General features: G+C 58.3%; 16 protein-coding genes and 1 other annotated feature. Of the genes, 7 read left to right on the top strand and 9 right to left on the bottom strand.

Annotated elements, in window-relative coordinates; all coding sequences use genetic code 11:
* Positions 1 to 71: 71 nt before the first annotated feature.
* On the bottom strand, positions 72 to 1,361 hold the full coding sequence (locus tag G5149_RS09675) for a GGDEF domain-containing protein (protein WP_337072267.1): 1,290 nt from the start codon (positions 1,359 to 1,361) through the stop codon (positions 72 to 74).
* Positions 1,362 to 1,720: 359 nt separating this feature from the next.
* Here G5149_RS09675 and G5149_RS09670 point away from each other — a divergent pair, with 359 nt between their 5' ends.
* A complete protein-coding gene (locus G5149_RS09670; RefSeq protein WP_421212351.1) occupies positions 1,721 to 3,181 on the top strand; it encodes a KAP family P-loop NTPase fold protein in 1,461 nt (486 codons plus the stop codon).
* Positions 3,182 to 3,214: 33 nt separating this feature from the next.
* Here G5149_RS09670 and hisIE read toward each other — a convergent pair whose 3' ends face one another.
* The 8 genes from hisIE to hisG are packed head-to-tail and all read right to left on the bottom strand — an operon-like array spanning position 3,215 to position 10,465.
* Entirely contained in the window at positions 3,215 to 3,865 is a 651-nt protein-coding gene (hisIE, locus tag G5149_RS09665) for a bifunctional phosphoribosyl-AMP cyclohydrolase/phosphoribosyl-ATP diphosphatase HisIE (RefSeq protein ID WP_421212350.1), read from the bottom strand.
* Positions 3,858 to 4,631: an imidazole glycerol phosphate synthase subunit HisF gene (hisF, locus tag G5149_RS09660; RefSeq protein WP_005345639.1), complete on the bottom strand. Its 774-nt coding sequence runs from the start codon at positions 4,629 to 4,631 to the stop codon at positions 3,858 to 3,860. Before hisF ends, hisIE begins: the two co-directional genes overlap by 8 nt.
* Positions 4,631 to 5,392: a 1-(5-phosphoribosyl)-5-[(5-phosphoribosylamino)methylideneamino]imidazole-4-carboxamide isomerase gene (gene hisA, locus G5149_RS09655; RefSeq protein ID WP_421212349.1), complete on the bottom strand. Its 762-nt coding sequence runs from the start codon at positions 5,390 to 5,392 to the stop codon at positions 4,631 to 4,633. Before hisA ends, hisF begins: the two co-directional genes overlap by 1 nt.
* A gap of 5 nt (positions 5,393 to 5,397) precedes the next feature.
* Positions 5,398 to 6,039 carry an imidazole glycerol phosphate synthase subunit HisH gene (hisH, locus tag G5149_RS09650; protein ID WP_216953614.1) on the bottom strand — a complete coding sequence of 214 codons (642 nt, stop codon included), beginning with the start codon at positions 6,037 to 6,039 and terminating at the stop codon, positions 5,398 to 5,400.
* Positions 6,039 to 7,148 carry a bifunctional histidinol-phosphatase/imidazoleglycerol-phosphate dehydratase HisB gene (hisB, locus tag G5149_RS09645; protein WP_421212348.1) on the bottom strand — a complete coding sequence of 370 codons (1,110 nt, stop codon included), beginning with the start codon at positions 7,146 to 7,148 and terminating at the stop codon, positions 6,039 to 6,041. Before hisB ends, hisH begins: the two co-directional genes overlap by 1 nt.
* 15 nt (positions 7,149 to 7,163) lie before the next feature.
* Entirely contained in the window at positions 7,164 to 8,234 is a 1,071-nt protein-coding gene (gene hisC, locus G5149_RS09640) for a histidinol-phosphate transaminase (RefSeq protein WP_216953612.1), read from the bottom strand.
* On the bottom strand, positions 8,231 to 9,556 hold the full coding sequence (hisD, locus tag G5149_RS09635) for a histidinol dehydrogenase (RefSeq protein WP_421212347.1): 1,326 nt from the start codon (positions 9,554 to 9,556) through the stop codon (positions 8,231 to 8,233). Before hisD ends, hisC begins: the two co-directional genes overlap by 4 nt.
* 12 nt (positions 9,557 to 9,568) lie before the next feature.
* Positions 9,569 to 10,465: an ATP phosphoribosyltransferase gene (gene hisG, locus G5149_RS09630; protein WP_005345626.1), complete on the bottom strand. Its 897-nt coding sequence runs from the start codon at positions 10,463 to 10,465 to the stop codon at positions 9,569 to 9,571.
* A gap of 28 nt (positions 10,466 to 10,493) precedes the next feature.
* Positions 10,494 to 10,618: a sequence feature (His leader region), on the bottom strand.
* Between the two features lie 187 nt (positions 10,619 to 10,805).
* Between hisG and G5149_RS09625 the strand changes: the two genes are divergently transcribed.
* From G5149_RS09625 to fadD, 6 genes are all read left to right on the top strand, one after another.
* Positions 10,806 to 11,051, top strand: a complete 246-nt coding sequence (locus G5149_RS09625; protein ID WP_421212346.1) for a hypothetical protein — start codon at positions 10,806 to 10,808, stop codon at positions 11,049 to 11,051.
* Between the two features lie 67 nt (positions 11,052 to 11,118).
* Positions 11,119 to 13,038 carry an ATP-dependent DNA helicase gene (locus G5149_RS09620; protein ID WP_421212345.1) on the top strand — a complete coding sequence of 640 codons (1,920 nt, stop codon included), beginning with the start codon at positions 11,119 to 11,121 and terminating at the stop codon, positions 13,036 to 13,038.
* A gap of 90 nt (positions 13,039 to 13,128) precedes the next feature.
* The gene (tsaB, locus tag G5149_RS09615) at positions 13,129 to 13,830 is read left to right on the top strand and encodes a tRNA (adenosine(37)-N6)-threonylcarbamoyltransferase complex dimerization subunit type 1 TsaB (protein WP_180349466.1); all 702 of its coding nucleotides are present in this window, start codon (positions 13,129 to 13,131) and stop codon (positions 13,828 to 13,830) included.
* 118 nt (positions 13,831 to 13,948) lie between these two features.
* Positions 13,949 to 14,464, top strand: a complete 516-nt coding sequence (locus G5149_RS09610) for a Slp family lipoprotein (RefSeq protein WP_041202708.1) — start codon at positions 13,949 to 13,951, stop codon at positions 14,462 to 14,464.
* An 8-nt stretch (positions 14,465 to 14,472) separates the two neighbouring features.
* Positions 14,473 to 15,351, top strand: a complete 879-nt coding sequence (locus tag G5149_RS09605; RefSeq protein WP_421212344.1) for an alpha/beta fold hydrolase — start codon at positions 14,473 to 14,475, stop codon at positions 15,349 to 15,351.
* 198 nt (positions 15,352 to 15,549) lie between these two features.
* Entirely contained in the window at positions 15,550 to 17,226 is a 1,677-nt protein-coding gene (gene fadD / locus G5149_RS09600) for a long-chain-fatty-acid--CoA ligase FadD (RefSeq protein WP_337072337.1), read from the top strand.
* Positions 17,227 to 17,252: the final 26 nt, after the last annotated feature.

Here is a 17,252-nt window from a genome sequence, read left to right as displayed (position 1 = left end):
GTGCAATAGGATGACTAAGCTGTCGGGATAAATGCAGCAAGGGAAGTGGGAGTGCCTGACTGGCCAGCCAGCTATCGTGCCTTGCACGCGACGCAGTTGCGGCCGCTCTGTTTGGCCTGATAGAGCATCTGATCGGCGCGCGCGTAGAGGCTCTCCATCTGCTCCCCCTTGCTATTTTCCACCAGCCCGGCGCTGATGGTGATAACCAGCTCATCCCCATCAGCAAGGGGTAGCGGGCTTTGCATCACCTGCTTGCGCAGCCGTTCGGCCAGTGATGCGGCGGCCGAGAGGGTGGTGTTGGGCAGCAAGATGGCAAACTCGTCACCGCCGATGCGGGCCAGCACATCTTCGCTGCGCAGCACCGATTGCATCACCCTGCCCAGATGGATCAGCGCCTGATCGCCCAGCGGGTGACCGTAGCGATCGTTGATGCATTTGAACTGATCCACATCCAGCACTATCAGCACCGAGGTGAGCTGGTGGCGCATGTTCATACTCAGGTTCTTTTCGCACACCTCGAAGAAGAAACGGCGGTTATAAAGTCCGGAGAGGCTGTCACGAACCGATTGATATTGCAGTTGTTCCTTGAGCTGGTGCAGCTCGGTGATATCGGAGGAGATACCGATCAGGGTGGGGGTACCATCAGCCAGCTTGAAGGGGACTTTGACAGACCAGTAGTAATGTTGCTTGCCTTCGGTATCGGTCAGTGACTCTTCACCGGCTTGCAGCTCACCCGTTTCGAACACCCGGTTGTCCAGCTGCCACAGCTGGTTGGCTCCGTGTGGGGAGAACAGCTCATTATCGCTGCGGTTGATGATCTGTTCGGCGGGTAAACCGAGCAGGGCACACACCTTCTGATTGACGTAGAGAAAGCGGTGCTGGCTGTCCTTCATATAGATATGGGCATCCACGTTGGCCAGGATGATCTCCAGCAACTGATGCTGCTCGGCCATACGGGCCTCAATCAGCTTGTGTTCCGTGATATCGGTGGAGATGCCGCACAGACCGATCAGCGTGCCATCCCGGTCGTACATCGGCTTTTTCACGCTCCAGTAGACCCGTTTCTCTCCCGTGGGTTTGAGGTAGTTGATCTCCTCCCGGGCGATGGCGACCTGCTGCTCCAGCACCTGACGATCATTTCGTCTCAGATCTTCCGAGAAGTCGAGGTCAAAAAAGGCGCGATCATCCTTGCCTTGCAGTTCGGCCAGGGTACAACCAAAGAGATCCAGCACAGCCTGATTGGCATAGATATAACGGCCATCCAGATCCTTGGTAAAGAGGTAAGCCCCCATCTCGTTAAAGATGGATCTGAGGTGATCCAGCTCGTGCTGCAATCGGGTGGAGAAGGGTTCATCCTTCATGAAGTTGGCCATCCTTGGGTCGCTGTGATGGGTTGGCTGAACGCGAGGCCAACGTGCATCAACTGCTTTAAATTAAGCACTCTTCACGGCATATTTCTCATTTATTTCCGCAGGTTCTGCGTTATGTCACATGGTTGTAACCTCTTAGCAAATCAAAGGAAATCAGTTGAGTCCATGGTTGTTGAGATAGCTTGCCACCATGTATCGACCCCGTATCATCGGCTCTCGACAGAGAAGTTGAACAACAGCTAAATAAACCTCCCCGAGTGGCAAAAAGGGTAACGAACAGGTCTTTAGTCAAACTATTTCCTCGGTGTCCCTGATATCATCTCCAGCAACGCAATATGGAGAGATACGAGATGGTAGTGGCACCGTTTAATTGGAATGACGCAGTTCAGTGGGACGGGCCGGGGGCCATTGCGGGTTGCGAAGAGATCTTGAGTGCCGATCGGCTGGAACGTGCCCGCTATGCCGAGTTTCTGACCAACTACCTCGCTGCCGAAGGCAAACAGCGCAACTATGTGCTTAACCTCAATGCCGAATGGGGGGCGGGTAAAACCTGGTTTATCAAGCGCTGGTATATGGAGCTGAAAGCGTACTATCCCACCGTCTATATCGATGCCTGGCAGCAGGACTTTTCCGACGATCCTTTATTGACGGTTATTTCGTCGATTATCGACCAGTTAAAAATGATTGCGGGAAAAGAAAACCCGATTCCAGAAGGGATGCGTCAGCGGCTGCTTGGATTATTTAAAGTGGGCGGCAAACTGGCATTGAAAGCGGCAATCAAGAAGGCTGGATTGGAAGAAGATGATTTTTCTCTGGAAGGGGATGATGCCAATCTGCTGGTCGATGCCTTATGCAATAATCAGAAAGAGCGTTATGAATCTATCCAGTATCTTAAACAAGAGATCCGGCAATGGGTGGAAGGTGCTGTTGGTTTAAGTGAAGGAGAACTGGACTATCCCGCATTTATTTTGATAGATGAGCTTGATCGTTGTCGTCCTTCCTATGCTGTGGAAATGCTGGAGACTATCAAGCATATTTTTGATATTCCCAGGGTGGTATTTGTGCTGGCAACAGATACCGAGCAGTTGCAGCATTCAGTTAAAGCCATATATGGAGAAGGGTTTAACGCTCAACATTACCTAAGTAGATTTTTTCATAGAAGGTTCATTTTAAACTCAGATTCATTGAAGAATTTTATAGAAAATGAACTTGTATTACTCAGTGTTAATATGGATGGCATATGGCCATGTTTTAAGAAAAACGCTTCACTAACTGATTTCGTTACGATGATGTTTGAGCATTTCTCGCTAAACCTGAGATTGACTACTCTTGTGTTGGATAGATTAAAAATAGTCTTATTAAGTTATTCAGATGAAAGAGAGTTAAATCTTCCGCTGTTACTTTTCTTGATCTCTTTGAATGAGGTCGATACTAACTTTTACAGTGATGTTGTAAATTTCAGACTTGATGTTGATGAATTTAAACTGAAGATGAACATGTATGGAACCAAATTACATACTTATATAATAACTGACGCTGAGTGTGTTGATGTTGAGCCCGATTATATCTCTAAAGGGGCTACAGATAAAAGATATATCTATGTTGATCACTTTTTGATTAATTCATATCATTGGATGCGCTCTATTAATCATGGGGAGATTGATATTAGGAAAATCATGGTTGATATTTTGACGGAGGAAGGTGAATATGGTTTTCAAGAAAATGATTGGGTAAGAATGATCTTGTCGGAATTAGAGGATGATATGTCTATATATAGAATTTTAGTTGAGCGTTCTTTTTATCTTAAATGAGTAAAGCCGGGATAACCCGGCTTTATTATCAGTTTATTTATTATGCCGCTTATAAAGCCGCTGTACCACATCCTGTAATCCCAACCCTTCGTTTTGCAACAGCACGGTCAGGTGGTAGAGCAGATCGGCGGATTCGTTAATGAGCTCCTCCCGATCCTTGGCCATGGCGGCCAGCGCCACTTCAACACCTTCCTCACCGACTTTCTGGGCGATGCGCTTGGTCCCTTTGCCATAGAGGCTGGCGGTGTAGCTGGTGGCCGGATCAGCCCCTTTGCGGGCGGCCAGCACCTGCTCCAGCTCTGCTAGAAAACCGAGGGGCGGCAGCGGGTGACCATGGAAGCAGGAGGTTGTCCCTTTGTGGCAGGTGGGGCCGACGGGGTTGGCGGCAATCAGCAGAGAGTCCTGATCGCAGTCGGTGCTGATGGCCACAAGGTTAAGCACATTGCCCGAGCTTTCACCCTTGGTCCAGAGCCGCTGTTTGCTGCGGCTAAAGAAGGTGACCTGGCAGGTAGCCAGGGTTTTTTCCAGCGCCTCGCGGGTCATAAAGCCCTGCATCAGCACCTCGCCGCTGGCGGCGTGCTGGACGATGGCGGGGATCATGCCATCGCATTTTTCCCAGTCGAGCCGCTCGGCAAGGGGGCGCGCGCTGGCGGTTGTTTGTGTGTTATCTGAGAAGTTATTCACGGATGGCGACTCCTTCGGTTTTCAGCCAGCGTTTCAATTCGGGAATGGGGATAAGGCCCTTGTGGAACACAGAGGCGGCCAGCGCCCCGTCCACATCGGCGAGGGTAAAGGCATCGCGAAAGTGCGCCATGGCCCCGGCGCCGCCGGAGGCGATCAGCGGTACCTTGCAGACGCTGCGAACCAGCTTGAGCTGGTCGAGATCATAACCCTGGCGCATGCCGTCCTGATTCATCACGTTCAGCACGATTTCGCCCGCGCCGCGCTTTTGCACCTCCTGCACCCAATCGAGGGTGTGCCAGGCTGTGGTGCGGGTGCGGCTCTCGTCACCGGTAAACTGTTTGACCTGATAGTGGCCCGTGTCGGCGTCGAAGTAGGAGTCAATGCCCACCACCACGCACTGCACGCCAAAGCGCTCGGCCAGTCGGCTGATGAGGGTTGGGTCGGCCAGCGCCGGAGAGTTGATGGAGACCTTGTCGGCGCCAAATTCGAGGATCTGGCGGGCATCCTCGACACTTTTGATGCCACCGGCGACGCAGAAGGGGATATCGATCACCTCCGCCACCCGGCTCACCCAGCTCTTGTCCACTACCCGGGCATCGCTGGAGGCGGTGATGTCATAGAACACCAGCTCGTCAGCGCCCTCTTCGGCGTAGCGGCGCGCCAGCTCGACTATGCCGCCCATCACCTCGTGGTTGCGAAACTGCACCCCTTTGACCACCACGCCATCTTTCACGTCGAGGCAGGGGATAATGCGTCTTGCCAGCATCAGTTGCCTCCTCTGGTATCAGCAGCGGGGGCTTGCCAGCAGGCGATGGCGTCACCTACCGAGAACTTGCCCTCCAGCAGGGCGCGGCCAAGGATGATCCCCTTGACGCCGGAACCCTTGAGTGCCTCGATATCCGCGATGCCGCCAATGCCGCCGGAGGCCTGAAAGGCGACGCTTGGGTAGCGGGCGCAGAGATCCCGATAGAGCTCGACGTTGGTGCCAGCCAGGGTGCCGTCACGGCTGATGTCGGTGCAGAGCACATGCTTGAGCCCGGCGGGAAGGAAGCGCTCGATCAGTGCCTCGATGGTTACGCCGCTGTTCTCCTGCCAGCCTGCTACCGCGATATGGCGATTGCCCTGCTCATCGATATTGACGTCCAGCGCCAGCACGATCTGATCGGGGCCGTATTTCTCCATCCAGCTGGCTACCAGAGCCGGGGATTTGACGGCGGTGGAGCCAATCACCACCCGGCTGGCGCCGGCGGCCAGCAGATCCGCCACATCCTGTTCGGTGCGCACGCCGCCGCCAACTTGCACCGGCGCTTCGGTGGCTGACAGCAGTTGGGTCAGCAGGGGCAGCTGGCGCGCCTTGGCATCCTTGGCACCGTCCAGATCCACCAGATGGAGCTGCACCGCCCCCTGGGAGACATATTCATCGAAGCGGGCCTGCGGGCTGCTGCTGTATTCGGTCTTCTGGTCGTAGTCCCCCTGATAGAGGCGAACTACCTGACCGTTGATAAGGTCAATTGCGGGAATGATCATGCTAGTCACAGCTCCAGAAAATTTTGCAGCAAACGGGCACCGGCTGCGCCTGAGCGCTCCGGGTGGAATTGGGCGCCGAAGAAGTTGCTGTGCTCTGCAACCCCACCGACGATGGCGGTAAACGGCTGGCCGTAGTCGCAGGTCGCCAGCGTCGCTTCGGTCACCTCCAGCGCATAGGAGTGCACGAAGTAGAAGTAGCTGCCGCTCGGGACCCCCTTGAGCAGAGGATGGGTCTCGTCATGCTCAATCTGGTTCCAGCCCATATGGGGTAGCCGCAGATTACCGACCTCCATCAGCCGGATCTTGCCCGGCACTATGCCAAGGCAGTCGATAAGCTGCTCTGACGAGTCATCCGTACCCATGCTCTCTTCGGAGGCCTCAGCGAGCATCTGCATACCGAGGCAAAAGCCCAGCAGCGGCTGCTTGGCGGCGCGAATAAGGGGCACCAGTCCGCGCTCGTTGAGGTTTTTCATGGCGGCCACCGCGGTGCCGACACCGGGCAGGATCAGCTTGTCCGCCTGCTCGATATCGGCTGCCAGGCTGGAGACCAGCGGCTGCACATCAAGGCGTTCGAACGCCATTCTGACCGAGGCCAGATTCGCGCAGCCGGTATCGATAATGACCAGCTTCTGCTTGCTCACATCCATCACAGCACTCCCTTGCTGGAGGGAAGCTCGCTCCCTTCCACCCGAATGGCCTGACGCAGGGCGCGGCCAAAGCCTTTGAACAGCGCCTCCACCTGATGGTGGGTGTTGCCGCTGCCCACCTTCATTTGCAGGGTGATGGCCATGGCGTCCGACAGCGAGCGGAAGAAGTGGGGCACCATCTCGGTGGCCATCTCGCCCACGTTGTCACGGCCAAAGCCGCTCGGGCAGTCAAACACGAAGTAGGGGCGACCGCTCAAGTCCAGCGCTGTGCTCACCTCCTGCTCGGTCAGCGGGCGCGCATCGATCACCGCTTGCACCTCATCCATCGCCAGCACAAAGCCGAAACGGCCGATACCGCGCTTGTTGCCAAGGGCTTGACGCAGCGCCTGACCCAGCGCCAGCCCCACATCCTCTACCGTGTGGTGATCGTCGATATGCAGATCGCCGCTGACGTTCAGCTTGAGCTGGAAACCGGCGTGGGTGGCAATTTGATCCAGCATGTGATCAAAGAAGCCGATGCCGGTGGCGATCTGGTTGCCGCCGCTCTTGTCCAAATCCACCGCAACCTGAATGCAGGTCTCCTTGGTGTTGCGCTCCACCGAGGCAGTGCGGCCCTTGGACAACAGCTGATCACGGATGGCGAGCCAGTTGTGATCCTGCGGGTGGTAGCGAATACCGCCAATGCCCATATTCTCGGCGAGTTGCAGATCGGTCTGGCGATCGCCAATCACGAAGGAGTTGGCAAAGTCGATGCGACCGGAGGCGAGATACTCCTTCACCAGCCCGAGGTGGGGCTTGCGGCAGCTGCAGCCGTCGGTGGGGAAGTGGGGGCAGATCAGCACCTGCTCCCACTTCACCCCTTGCGATTCAAAGAGGTGCATCATCAGGTCGTGGGGTGGCTGGAAGTTCTCCAGCGGCAGGCTGGCGGTGCCCAGCCCATCCTGATTGGTCACCATCACCAGCACGTAGCCTGCGGCCTGCAACTCGCGCAGCACCGGAATGACCATGGGCTCGAAGCGCAGTTTGGCGAGGCTATCTACCTGCTTGTCGGTCACCGGCTCTTCAATCAGGGTGCCGTCGCGGTCGATAAACAAAAACGGGGTCTTCATCGCTACATCCTTGTCTTACAAAGTGGGAGAGGGCAGATCACGCAATACCGCCAGCACGGCATCCATCTCGCCCTGATAGCCGACGGTGACGCGAATGCTGTTATCCAAGCCGGGTTTGGTCGAGAAATCCCGCAGTATGATGCCAGCGGCCTTCATGGCGGCAAAGACGGCGGCGCCATCAACAAAGCGCACCAGCACGAAGTTGCCCTTGTCCTCGAATACTTCATTCACGCAGGCAAGCGTTGCCAGCTCTGCCTTGAAGGCGGCTTTTTGCTTGTTGAGCTCTATCACTCGCTCCTGCATCAACTCCAGCCCCATGGGGGAGAGGGCCTGCGCCGCGATCTGGGCGATGGGCTCGGGGATGGGGTAGGGGGCGATCACCTTGGCCAGCATGGCGATCACCTCGGGGCTTGCCAGCGTAAAGCCGCAGCGGATCCCCGCCAGGGCAAAAGCCTTGGAGAGGGTGCGGGTCACCACCAGATTGGGGAAGCGGGCCAGCAGGTCCACTACGGACGCCTCGGGGCAGAACTCGATATAGGCCTCGTCCACCACCACGATGGCGCGATCTCGCGCCTTCTCCAGCAGGGCAATAAGTCCATCGCGACCCACCAGATCCCCGGTGGGGTTGTTGGGGGAGCAGAGAAACACCAGTTTCACGTCACTGAGGCGATCGGCGATGGCGGGCCAGTCCGGCTGGCGGCTGGCGGTGAGCGGCTGTTCGACGATGCCGACGCCACAGGTCTCGGCGCTGATGGCGTACATGCCGTAGGTGGGCGGACAGATGAGGATCTGATCTTCACCCGCTTCGCAGAAGGTGCGAATAAGCAGCTCGATGGCCTCGTCGGCGCCGCGGCTCACCAGCACCTGATCGGGATTGACCCCGGCGTAGGCGGCATAGCCGTTCACCACCTCGGCCGGTTGGCACTCGGGGTAGCGGTTGAGGCGGCTCCCCTCGATGGTGAAGGGATAGGCCTGCGGTGCCTCGTTGGCGTTGAGCCAGACGTGGCCCTTGCCGCCGATGCGGCGGGCCGATTGATAAGGGGTGAGGGCCCGCACCACGCGGCGCGCCAGATTGGCAATGCTCATGACAAATCCTTCTGCTGTGCTGCTGGTTGGGGCGCGGCGGCCAGGGCGTTCAATCTCAGCGTCACGGCATTTTTGTGGCCATCGAGCCCTTCGGCCTGGGCGATGCGCTCGACGATAGGGCCAAGGCCGCGAATACCTTCGGCGCTCAGCTCCTGCACCGTGTAGCGGCGCTGATAATCCGCAAGGCCAAGGCTGGAGCAGGTACGGGCATAGCCATAAGTTGGCAGGGTGTGATTGGTGCCGCTGGCGTAATCGCCGACTGATTCCGGTGTCCATGCTCCCAGGAAGATGGAACCGGCGTTCTCGAGTTTATCCAGCAGATCGCGCGGGGCTCGGGTCTGCACAATCAGGTGCTCCGGCGCGTACGCGTTGGAGATGGCACAGGCCTCGGCCAGATCATCGCAGAGGATCACCAGACTGCTGCCGAGCGCCTGGGCGGCGATATCCCGGCGGCTCAACTTGGCCAGCTGGCTCTTGATTTCCCCTGCGATGGCATCGGCCAGCAGTGGCGAAGTGGTGACCAGCACCACCTGACTGTCGGGGCCATGCTCGGCCTGGGAGAGCAGATCCGCCGCCACGAAGGCGGGGTTGGCGCTCTCGTCGGCAATCACCAGCACCTCGGAGGGGCCGGCGGGCATGTCGATGGCGGCGCCGCGCCAGTCGCGGGATACCTGCCCCTTGGCTTCGGTCACATAGGCGTTGCCCGGGCCGAAGATCTTGTCCACCTTGGGAATGCTCTCGGTGCCGTAAGCCATGGCGGCGATGGCCTGGGCGCCGCCGATGGCGAACACCTTCTCGACGCCGCAGGCGCGGGCGGTAAACAGGATCTCGTCGCTGGCCGGAGACGGGGTGCAGAGCACCACTTCACGGCAACCTGCGATAGCCGCCGGAATAGCCAGCATCATCACGGTGGAGGGGAGCGGCGCGCTGCCACCCGGCACATAGAGGCCGACCCGGCTGATGGGCTGGGTACGCAGCTCGCACACCACCCCGGGCTGGGTTTCCACCCGTACCACAGGCTGCACTTGGGCGGCGTGGAAGGTGCGAATATTGGCAATCGCCGCTTCGATGGCGCTTTTGATGTCGTCATCCAGCCGCGCGCAGGCAGCTTCAATCTCATCTTCGCTGACGCGCAACCGCTCACGGGGGGCGCGCTCGAAGCGCAGGCTGAGCTCGCGCAGGGCCTCATCGCCACGGCTGCGTACCGCTGCGATGATCTCTTTGACCACGGCGCCGATATCGGCCTCGTCATTGAGGGCCGGTCGGGTCAGCACGTCGGCCTGCTGGGCGGGGGAGAGGGTCTTCCAGATCAGGGTCTGCATGATATCCCTTCCTTATTCCATCATTTTTTCGATGGGCAGCACCAGAATGGAGCTGGCACCGAGGGCCTTGAGCTGCTCCATGGTCTCCCAGAACAGGGTCTCGCTGGAGACGACGTGCAGGGCCACCTGATTGGTGTCACCGGCCAGTTGCATGATGGTGGGGCGCTCGGCACCCGGCAGCAGATCGGTGATGGCATCGAGCTTGTCTTTGGGGGCGTGCAGCATGATGTACTTGCTCTCGCGGGCCTGCTGCATCCCCTGAATGCGGGGCAGCAGTTTGTCGATGAGCTTCTGCTTGGCATCGGACAAGGGGTTGGGGGCCTGAACCAGCACCGCCTTGGAGCGGTAGATCACCTCCACCTCTTTCAGGCCGTTAGCCTCCAGCGTTGCGCCAGTGGAAACCAGATCGCAGATGGCATCGGCCAGACCCGCACGGGGTGCCACTTCCACCGAGCCGCCCAGCATCACGCTCTTGAAGCCGAGCCCCTTTTCGTCAAAGAAGCGCTTGAGCAGCCCAGGGTAGGAGGTGGCGATGCGCTTGCCGGCAAGGCTCGCAGGCCCTGTGTAGTTCACATCTTCCGGCACCGCCAGCGAAAGGCGGCAGCCACCAAAGTCCAGCTGCTTGAGGGTTTTGACCTCGAAGGGCAGGCCTTGGGAGGCACGAATAAGCTGCACCTCTTCCAGCACGTTTTCGCCGATGATGCCAAGGTCGACCACCCCTTCCATCACCAGACCCGGGATGTCGTCATCACGCACCCGCAGGATATCGATGGGCATGTTTTCGACATGGGCGATAAGGCGCTGCTCGCGCAGGTTGATCTTGAGGCCACAGCTCTTGAACAGGGCCTGGGAGTCCTGGCTCAGACGACCGGACTTTTGCATGGCGATACGCAGGCGTTGTGTTTCCATTGCTCGATTTCCTTCTAGTCAAAAACGAAAAAACCCTCGGAAGTGGGTGCTTCCGAGGGTTTATGAATCTTGCGGTCCTTTTGGAAGTCACCAGTAACGTGTCTTCCAGCAGTCAACCTCCTGAAAGACTATTCGGGATGATGATGGTGGTGATGAGTCTTCAGGGTGGTGAACTTCATGTAATCAATCCTTTACAAAATAAGATGTCGTAATTGACGCCTGATTTAAACTACCTGCCTTGACAGAAAATGCAACCCGAAATTGTGATTTGATCGATTAAAGTGGCGAAAACGGTTTTCTGGTCGATAACTAGACAATAACCCCTGCAGGAGTCGCCATCATGCCCAGCCAGGACCTGTTGTTCCCCATTTTGCCCCGGGCGCCTGCCGCGCCCGGCAGCGAAGAGATCAAGCGGGAAGTGAACCAGATCAGCAAAAAGCACCAGCTGCGCAAGACCAGCACTGATAACAGTGACTCCCAGAAGCGCCAGCAGGCGTATAACACGCCCGCCAAACGTGATCAGCCCAAGGCGGAGGAAGGCGATCACAAGCCGGATCCCGAGCATCAGATCGATCTGTTCGTCTAGGCAGATTATCTGTCCCGCTTTTGCCGCGCTTTTGGCATAATGGCCGCTTTTGCTGCGGGACGCCCTTTTGACCATCCAGACCCTGTTCAAGCCAGATGGCCCTCTGGCCAGCCATATCGACGGTTTCAAAGCCCGCGCTCCCCAACTGGAGATGGCCGAAGCGGTCGCGCGCGCCATCAAAAGTGGTGGCCGTCTGCTGGTGGAGGCGGGGACTGGTACCGGCAAGACTTACGGCTATCTGGTGCCAGCGCTGGAATCCGGCAAACGGGTGGTGATCAGCACCGGCTCCAAGAACCTGCAGGAGCAGCTCTTCTATCGGGATCTCCCGACCATCACAGGAGCGCTCTCCTACACCCCGCCGGTGGCCTTGCTCAAGGGGCGCAGCAACTATCTCTGCATCGAGCGGATGAACCGGCTCTTGAGCGAATCCCATCTGCAAAAGCCTGAGATCCTGAACGATCTGGTGAAGGTCAAATCCTGGTCTACCGCCACCGATAACGGCGATGTGGGGGATATTCCGGGATTGCAGGAGAACGCCGAGATCCTCGCCCACGTCACCAGCACCAACGACAACTGCCTCGGTCGCGACTGCCCCTATTACGACGATTGCCATCTGGTGGTGGCCCGACGCCGCGCCATGGATGCCCAGGTGGTGGTTATCAACCACCACCTCTTCTTCGCCGATATGGCGGTGAAAGACACCGGATTTGGTGAGTTGGTGCCCGAAGCGCAAGTCTATGTCTTTGACGAGGCGCACCAGCTGCCGGAGATCGCCACCAACTACTTCGGCAAGTCGGTGGGTAGCCGAACGATTCAGGATCTGGCGCAGGATATCCAGCTGGCCTATCGGGCAGAGGCCCACGACATGGCCCAGCTCGGCAAGGCGGCGGACCGGCTCGCTATCGCCAGTCAGGACTTGCGTCTCGCCTTCGGGGTGGATGGCGGTCGCGGCAATACCCGCGACATGCTGCGCCAACCACTCTGGGGTCAGGCCTTGGCTCGTCTTAACGACGCCATCGGGCTCTGCTACGAGGTACTGAAACTGGCGCTCGGGCGGGGTGAGCAGCTGGATCATGCCTTCGAACGTATAAGCGAGCTGCGTACCCGCCTGGGGGAGGTGCTGGCGGTTAACCAGACCGGTTTCTCCTACTGGTATGACTGCTCGCGGCTGCACTTTACCCTTAATCTGACGCCGCTCTCGGTGGCCGAGCGATTCAGTGCCGAGGTGCAAAGACCGGAAGTGGCCTGGGTCTTCACCTCCGCCACCCTGACGGTGGATATGCGTTTTGATCACTTCAAGGCCGAGCTGGGGCTGGCGGGCAGTGCTGAGCTTATTCTCGACAGCCCGTTCGACTATGGCGAGCAGGCGCGGCTCTGTGTGCCCCGTTATCTGCCGGAGCCCAATGCCTTTGGCCGTGGCGAGCAGCTGGCCAATCTGATGATCCCGCTGATCAACAAGACGCCGGGTGGCTGTTTCTTCCTCTGCACCAGCCATCAGGTGATGCGTCAGGTAGCCGAGGTGCTGCGCCGGGAGATTGGCCGCACCGTCTTGTTGCAGGGGGAGGACAACAAGCAGCGGTTGCTCAAGGAGTTTGTCGAGAATGGCCGCGCCGTGCTGGTGGCAACTAGCAGCTTCTGGGAGGGGATCGACGTGCGAGGGGCGGCGTTGTCGTGTGTTATCATCGACAAGCTGCCGTTTGCCAGCCCCGATGATCCGCTGCTCAAGGCGCGGGTGGATGATTGCAAGCTCAAGGGGGGGGATCCCTTCGCCGAGCTGCAGTTGCCCAAGGCGGTGATTGCCCTTAAGCAGGGGGTGGGGCGGCTTATTCGTGATCGCAGTGATCACGGGGTGCTGGTGATCTGTGATCCACGCATGGTCAACAAACCTTACGGTGCCACCTTTATCAAGAGTCTGCCCGCCATCCCTCGCACCCGGGAGTTGGGAACGCTGGGGAGTTTTTTCGATCGCACTGAACGCGGTGAATAAGTGTGCCGCCAGATAACAGATTTGAACAACGGGTGAGCATATCTCGCTTGCCGGTTATGTAATTGACTGATTTTATAGAGATTGGAAAGCATGAATGAGTTGAAGATCCTGGCCGTAGATACCGCCACCGAAGCCTGCTCCGCCGCCTTGCTGGTGGGTGACAAGCTGTTCTCCCGCTGGGAGGAGGCGCCACGGGATCACACCCGAAAAATCCTGCCCATGGTTCAGGCTGTGTTAGAGGATGCCGGGATAAGTTTGAGTGACCTCGATGCCATTGCGTTCGGTCGCGGCCCGGGCTCCTTTACTGGCGTGCGGATCGGCATCAGTGTGGCGCAAGGTCTGGCGTTTGGTGCGGGTGTGCCGCTGATCGGCATCTCGACCCTGGCCGCCATGGCGCAAGGCGCCTATCGACTGGATGGCGCCCAGCAGGTGCTGACCGCTATCGATGCGCGGATGAACGAGGTCTATTTCGGCCGTTATGAGCTCATTGATGGCCGCATGCAACTGGTGGGTGACGAGGTGGTGAGCGAGCCCGCGGCGCTGGTTGACGTCCGTGGCAAGCTGGCGGGCCCTGTGACCTGCGTCGGCACCGGTTTTGAAACCTATGGCGAGACCCTGAGTGGTCTGGCCGATGAGCTGGCGGTGAGCCAGGTGCGTTTCCCGGCGGCAGAAGACATGTTGCCGCTGGCCCGCGCCGCCTGGCTGGCGGGGGAGGCGGTGCCGGTTGAACAAGCAACTCCGGTCTATTTGCGTGACAAGGTGACCTGGAAAAAACTGCCGGGTCGCGAATAAGGGCAGGAGCACTGACAGCATGTCGCTCTTGCCGCTCATCAGCTGCAACACAAGCGGATGGCCCGACGGGCCACGCTGGCAACAGGAGAGTGACATGATGCGTAATACCAGAAGCGACATGATGAAACGCGGGATGGTGGTCGGGGCGCTGGCTCTGCTGCTCGGGGCCTGCAGCTCGGTCCCCAAAGAGCTGGCCTATGAGCCAGAAAACCAACTGGTGGCCTATCAGCCCGCCCTTGGCGGAATGGAGGGCAAACCGGCCCGCTGGAGCGGCGTTATCTCGGCGGTGCACAACAAGGCGGATCAGAGCGTCATTGAAGTGGTCTACTTGCCGCTCAAGTCCAACGGTGTGCCGGAGCAGACCGAGCAGAGCCCGGGTCGCTTTCTGGCCATCATGAAGGGATTTGTCGACCCGACCCTCTACGCCAAGGGGCGTAGCCTGACAGTGCTTGGCACCATAGGCAAACCGGTTGATAGCCAGATTGGCGAGCACAAGTACCGCTTTTCGGTGCTCAATGTGACGGGCAGCAAGCTGTGGCCGCCAGTCAAGGAGGTGGAGGTGCGCTATATGGACCCCTACTTCTACGACCCCTTCTATGATCCCTTCTGGCCGAGACGGCCGCTGCGTCGCTAAGGCTTGCCATGATCAACAGCATCAAAAGCACTCTGCACGAACGTCTGCTCACCTTGGCTGATGGTCGGCAGGTGGCCCTGCTTGAGAATCAACTCGCGGATCAGGCTCAGCAGGGCAAACCCCTACTGATTGCCCTGCACGGCTGGCTCGACAACAGTGCCAGCTTCTTGCCGCTGGCGCCCCATCTGGGGGATTTTCACCTCATCTGTGTCGATCTGCCGGGACATGGTCACTCCGATCACAAAACCACCCCTTATGTCTTTGTCGACTGGCTGGACGATCTCTACCAGATCGTGCAGGCGGCGGGCTGGTCGCGTTTCACCCTGCTCGGTCACTCCCTCGGGGCGCTGATCGCCTCCGCCTATGCCGGGGTGTTCCCCGAACAGGTGGAGCGGTTGATCATGCTGGAGGGGCTGGGGCCGCTGAGCCAGCCCGATGAGGAGGTACCTGCCCAGCTGCGACGTGCGATTTTAAACCGCAGTCGCACCCGGGAGCGCAGTGCCAACGGCTTTGCCTCCATCGATGAAGCCGTGGCTGCTCGTTGCAAAGTGGCGAATATCACGCCGCAGTCGGCGCGTCTTATCTGTGAGCGGCAGCTTGAGATGAGGGCAGGGCGCTGGCACTGGCGCAGCGACCCCCGCTTGCGGGATCTTTCGCCCCTTAGAATGAGCGAAGGGCAGGCCCGGGAATTGATGGCGGCTATCCGCTGTCCTGTGCTGTTGATTCAGGGGGAGCAGGGCTTTGCTGCGCTGGAAGCCCAATGGCAGGCCCGTCAGGAAGCCTTCCAGCAGATCGAGCGGGTCATATTGGGTGGAAACCACCATTTTCATATGGAAAATTCGGTTGATACGGCCGTTTGTATCGTAAAGTTTTGTCAAGTTCGGTAGAATCGCCAGCTTTCAATAATTCCAGGTTTGTTTTCTCCCTCACATTTTTCTGTTGTTAATTTGCTGTTAATTGATGTTGCGCTGTGTAAATATGTGCGGCATTAGAGCATCAGCTTAAAACAACCGATTAAAATGGATGTGAACCGGGACGGAGGCAACACAGTGAGCGCACAGGTGCTAGTTATGCAGGAGAAGTTTGTGGAAAAAGTCTGGCTGAAACGTTATCCGGAAGGGGTCCCCGCCGAGATCAATCCAGACCAATACAGCTCCCTGGTCGAGATGTTCGAATCCTCGGTGACCCAGTTTGCCGATCAGCCCGCCTTCGTCAACATGGGCCAAACCATCACCTACCGCCGGCTGGAAGAGCAGTCCCGCGCCTTTGCTGCCTACCTGCAAAACGAGCTGAAGCTGGAGAAAGGGGATCGGGTTGCGGTGATGATGCCTAACCTGCTGCAATATCCCATCGCCGTGTTCGGCATCCTGCGCGCCGGCATGATAGTGGTCAACGTCAACCCGCTCTATACCCCGCGTGAGCTGGAGCACCAGCTCAAAGACTCCGGTGCCAAGGCCATCGTTATCGTCTCCAACTTTGCCCACACCCTGGAGAAGGTGGTCTACGACACCCCGATCAAGCACGTTATTCTGACCCGGATGGGGGACAACCTGGGGCTGGCCAAGGGCACCCTGGTCAACTTCGTGGTCAAGTACGTCAAGAAGCTGGTGCCGAAATACAATCTGCCCCACGCCACCACCATGCGTCAGGCCCTCTCCAAGGGGCGTTTCCTGCAGTACATCAAGCCGGAGATCACCAACGACGATCTCGCCTTCCTGCAGTACACCGGTGGCACCACCGGCCTCTCCAAAGGGGCCATGCTGACTCATCGCAATATGATTGCCAACGTCGAGCAATGCCTCGGCGTCTACGGCCCCATGCTGGAGCGTGGCAAGGAGTTCGTGGTCACTGCGCTGCCGCTCTACCACGTCTTTGCCCTGACCGTGAACTGCCTGCTCTTTATGCGTATCGGCGGTTACAACCTGCTGATCAGCAACCCGCGCGACATCCCGGGTTTTGTCAAAGAGATCAAGAAGTATCCCTTCACCTGCATTACCGGGGTTAACACCCTGTTCAATGCGCTGGTCAACAACGAAGAGTTTCAGGGGATCGCCTTTGACAAGCTCAAGCTCACCATCGGCGGCGGCATGGCGGTGCAGCGAGCGGTCGCGGAGAAGTGGAAGACGCTGACCGATACCCCGCTGCTGGAAGGCTATGGCCTGACTGAGTGTTCGCCACTGGTGAGCGTCTGCCCCTACGATCTGACCGATTACAACGGTTCCATCGGTCTGCCGGTCTGCTCTACCGAGATCCGTCTGGTAGATGACAACGGTCAGGTGATCCACGCCCTCGGCACCCCCGGCGAAATGCAGGTGCGCGGCCCGCAGGTGATGGTGGGCTACTGGCAGCGCCCAGAGGCCACTGCCGAAGTGATGCAGGATGGCTGGCTCTGTACCGGTGATATCGCGGTGTGCGACGAGCAGGGCTTCTTCAAGATCGTTGACCGCAAGAAGGACATGATCCTGGTCTCCGGTTTCAACGTCTATCCGAACGAGATCGAAGATGTCGTTGCCCTGCACCCGAAAGTGCTGGAAGTGGCCGCCGTGGGTGTGCCGCACAAGGTCTCCGGTGAGCTGGTGAAGATCTTTGTGGTCAAGAAAGATGCAAAATTGCATGAGGACGAGATTATTGCCCACTGCCGCAAACATCTGACTGCCTATAAGGTGCCGAAACTGGTAGAATTTCGTGACGAACTTCCCAAGACCAATGTGGGCAAGATCCTGCGCCGCGTACTGCGCGACGAGGAGATTGCCAAGCAATAACCGGACTGCGGCTGCAGAAGCCTCTG

Source organism: Aeromonas sp. 600479, from assembly GCF_049175515.1.
Classification (GTDB): domain Bacteria; phylum Pseudomonadota; class Gammaproteobacteria; order Enterobacterales; family Aeromonadaceae; genus Aeromonas; species Aeromonas veronii_A.
Note: the sequence above shows the minus strand (reverse complement) of the source record. Positions and strands in the feature narration are given on the sequence as shown.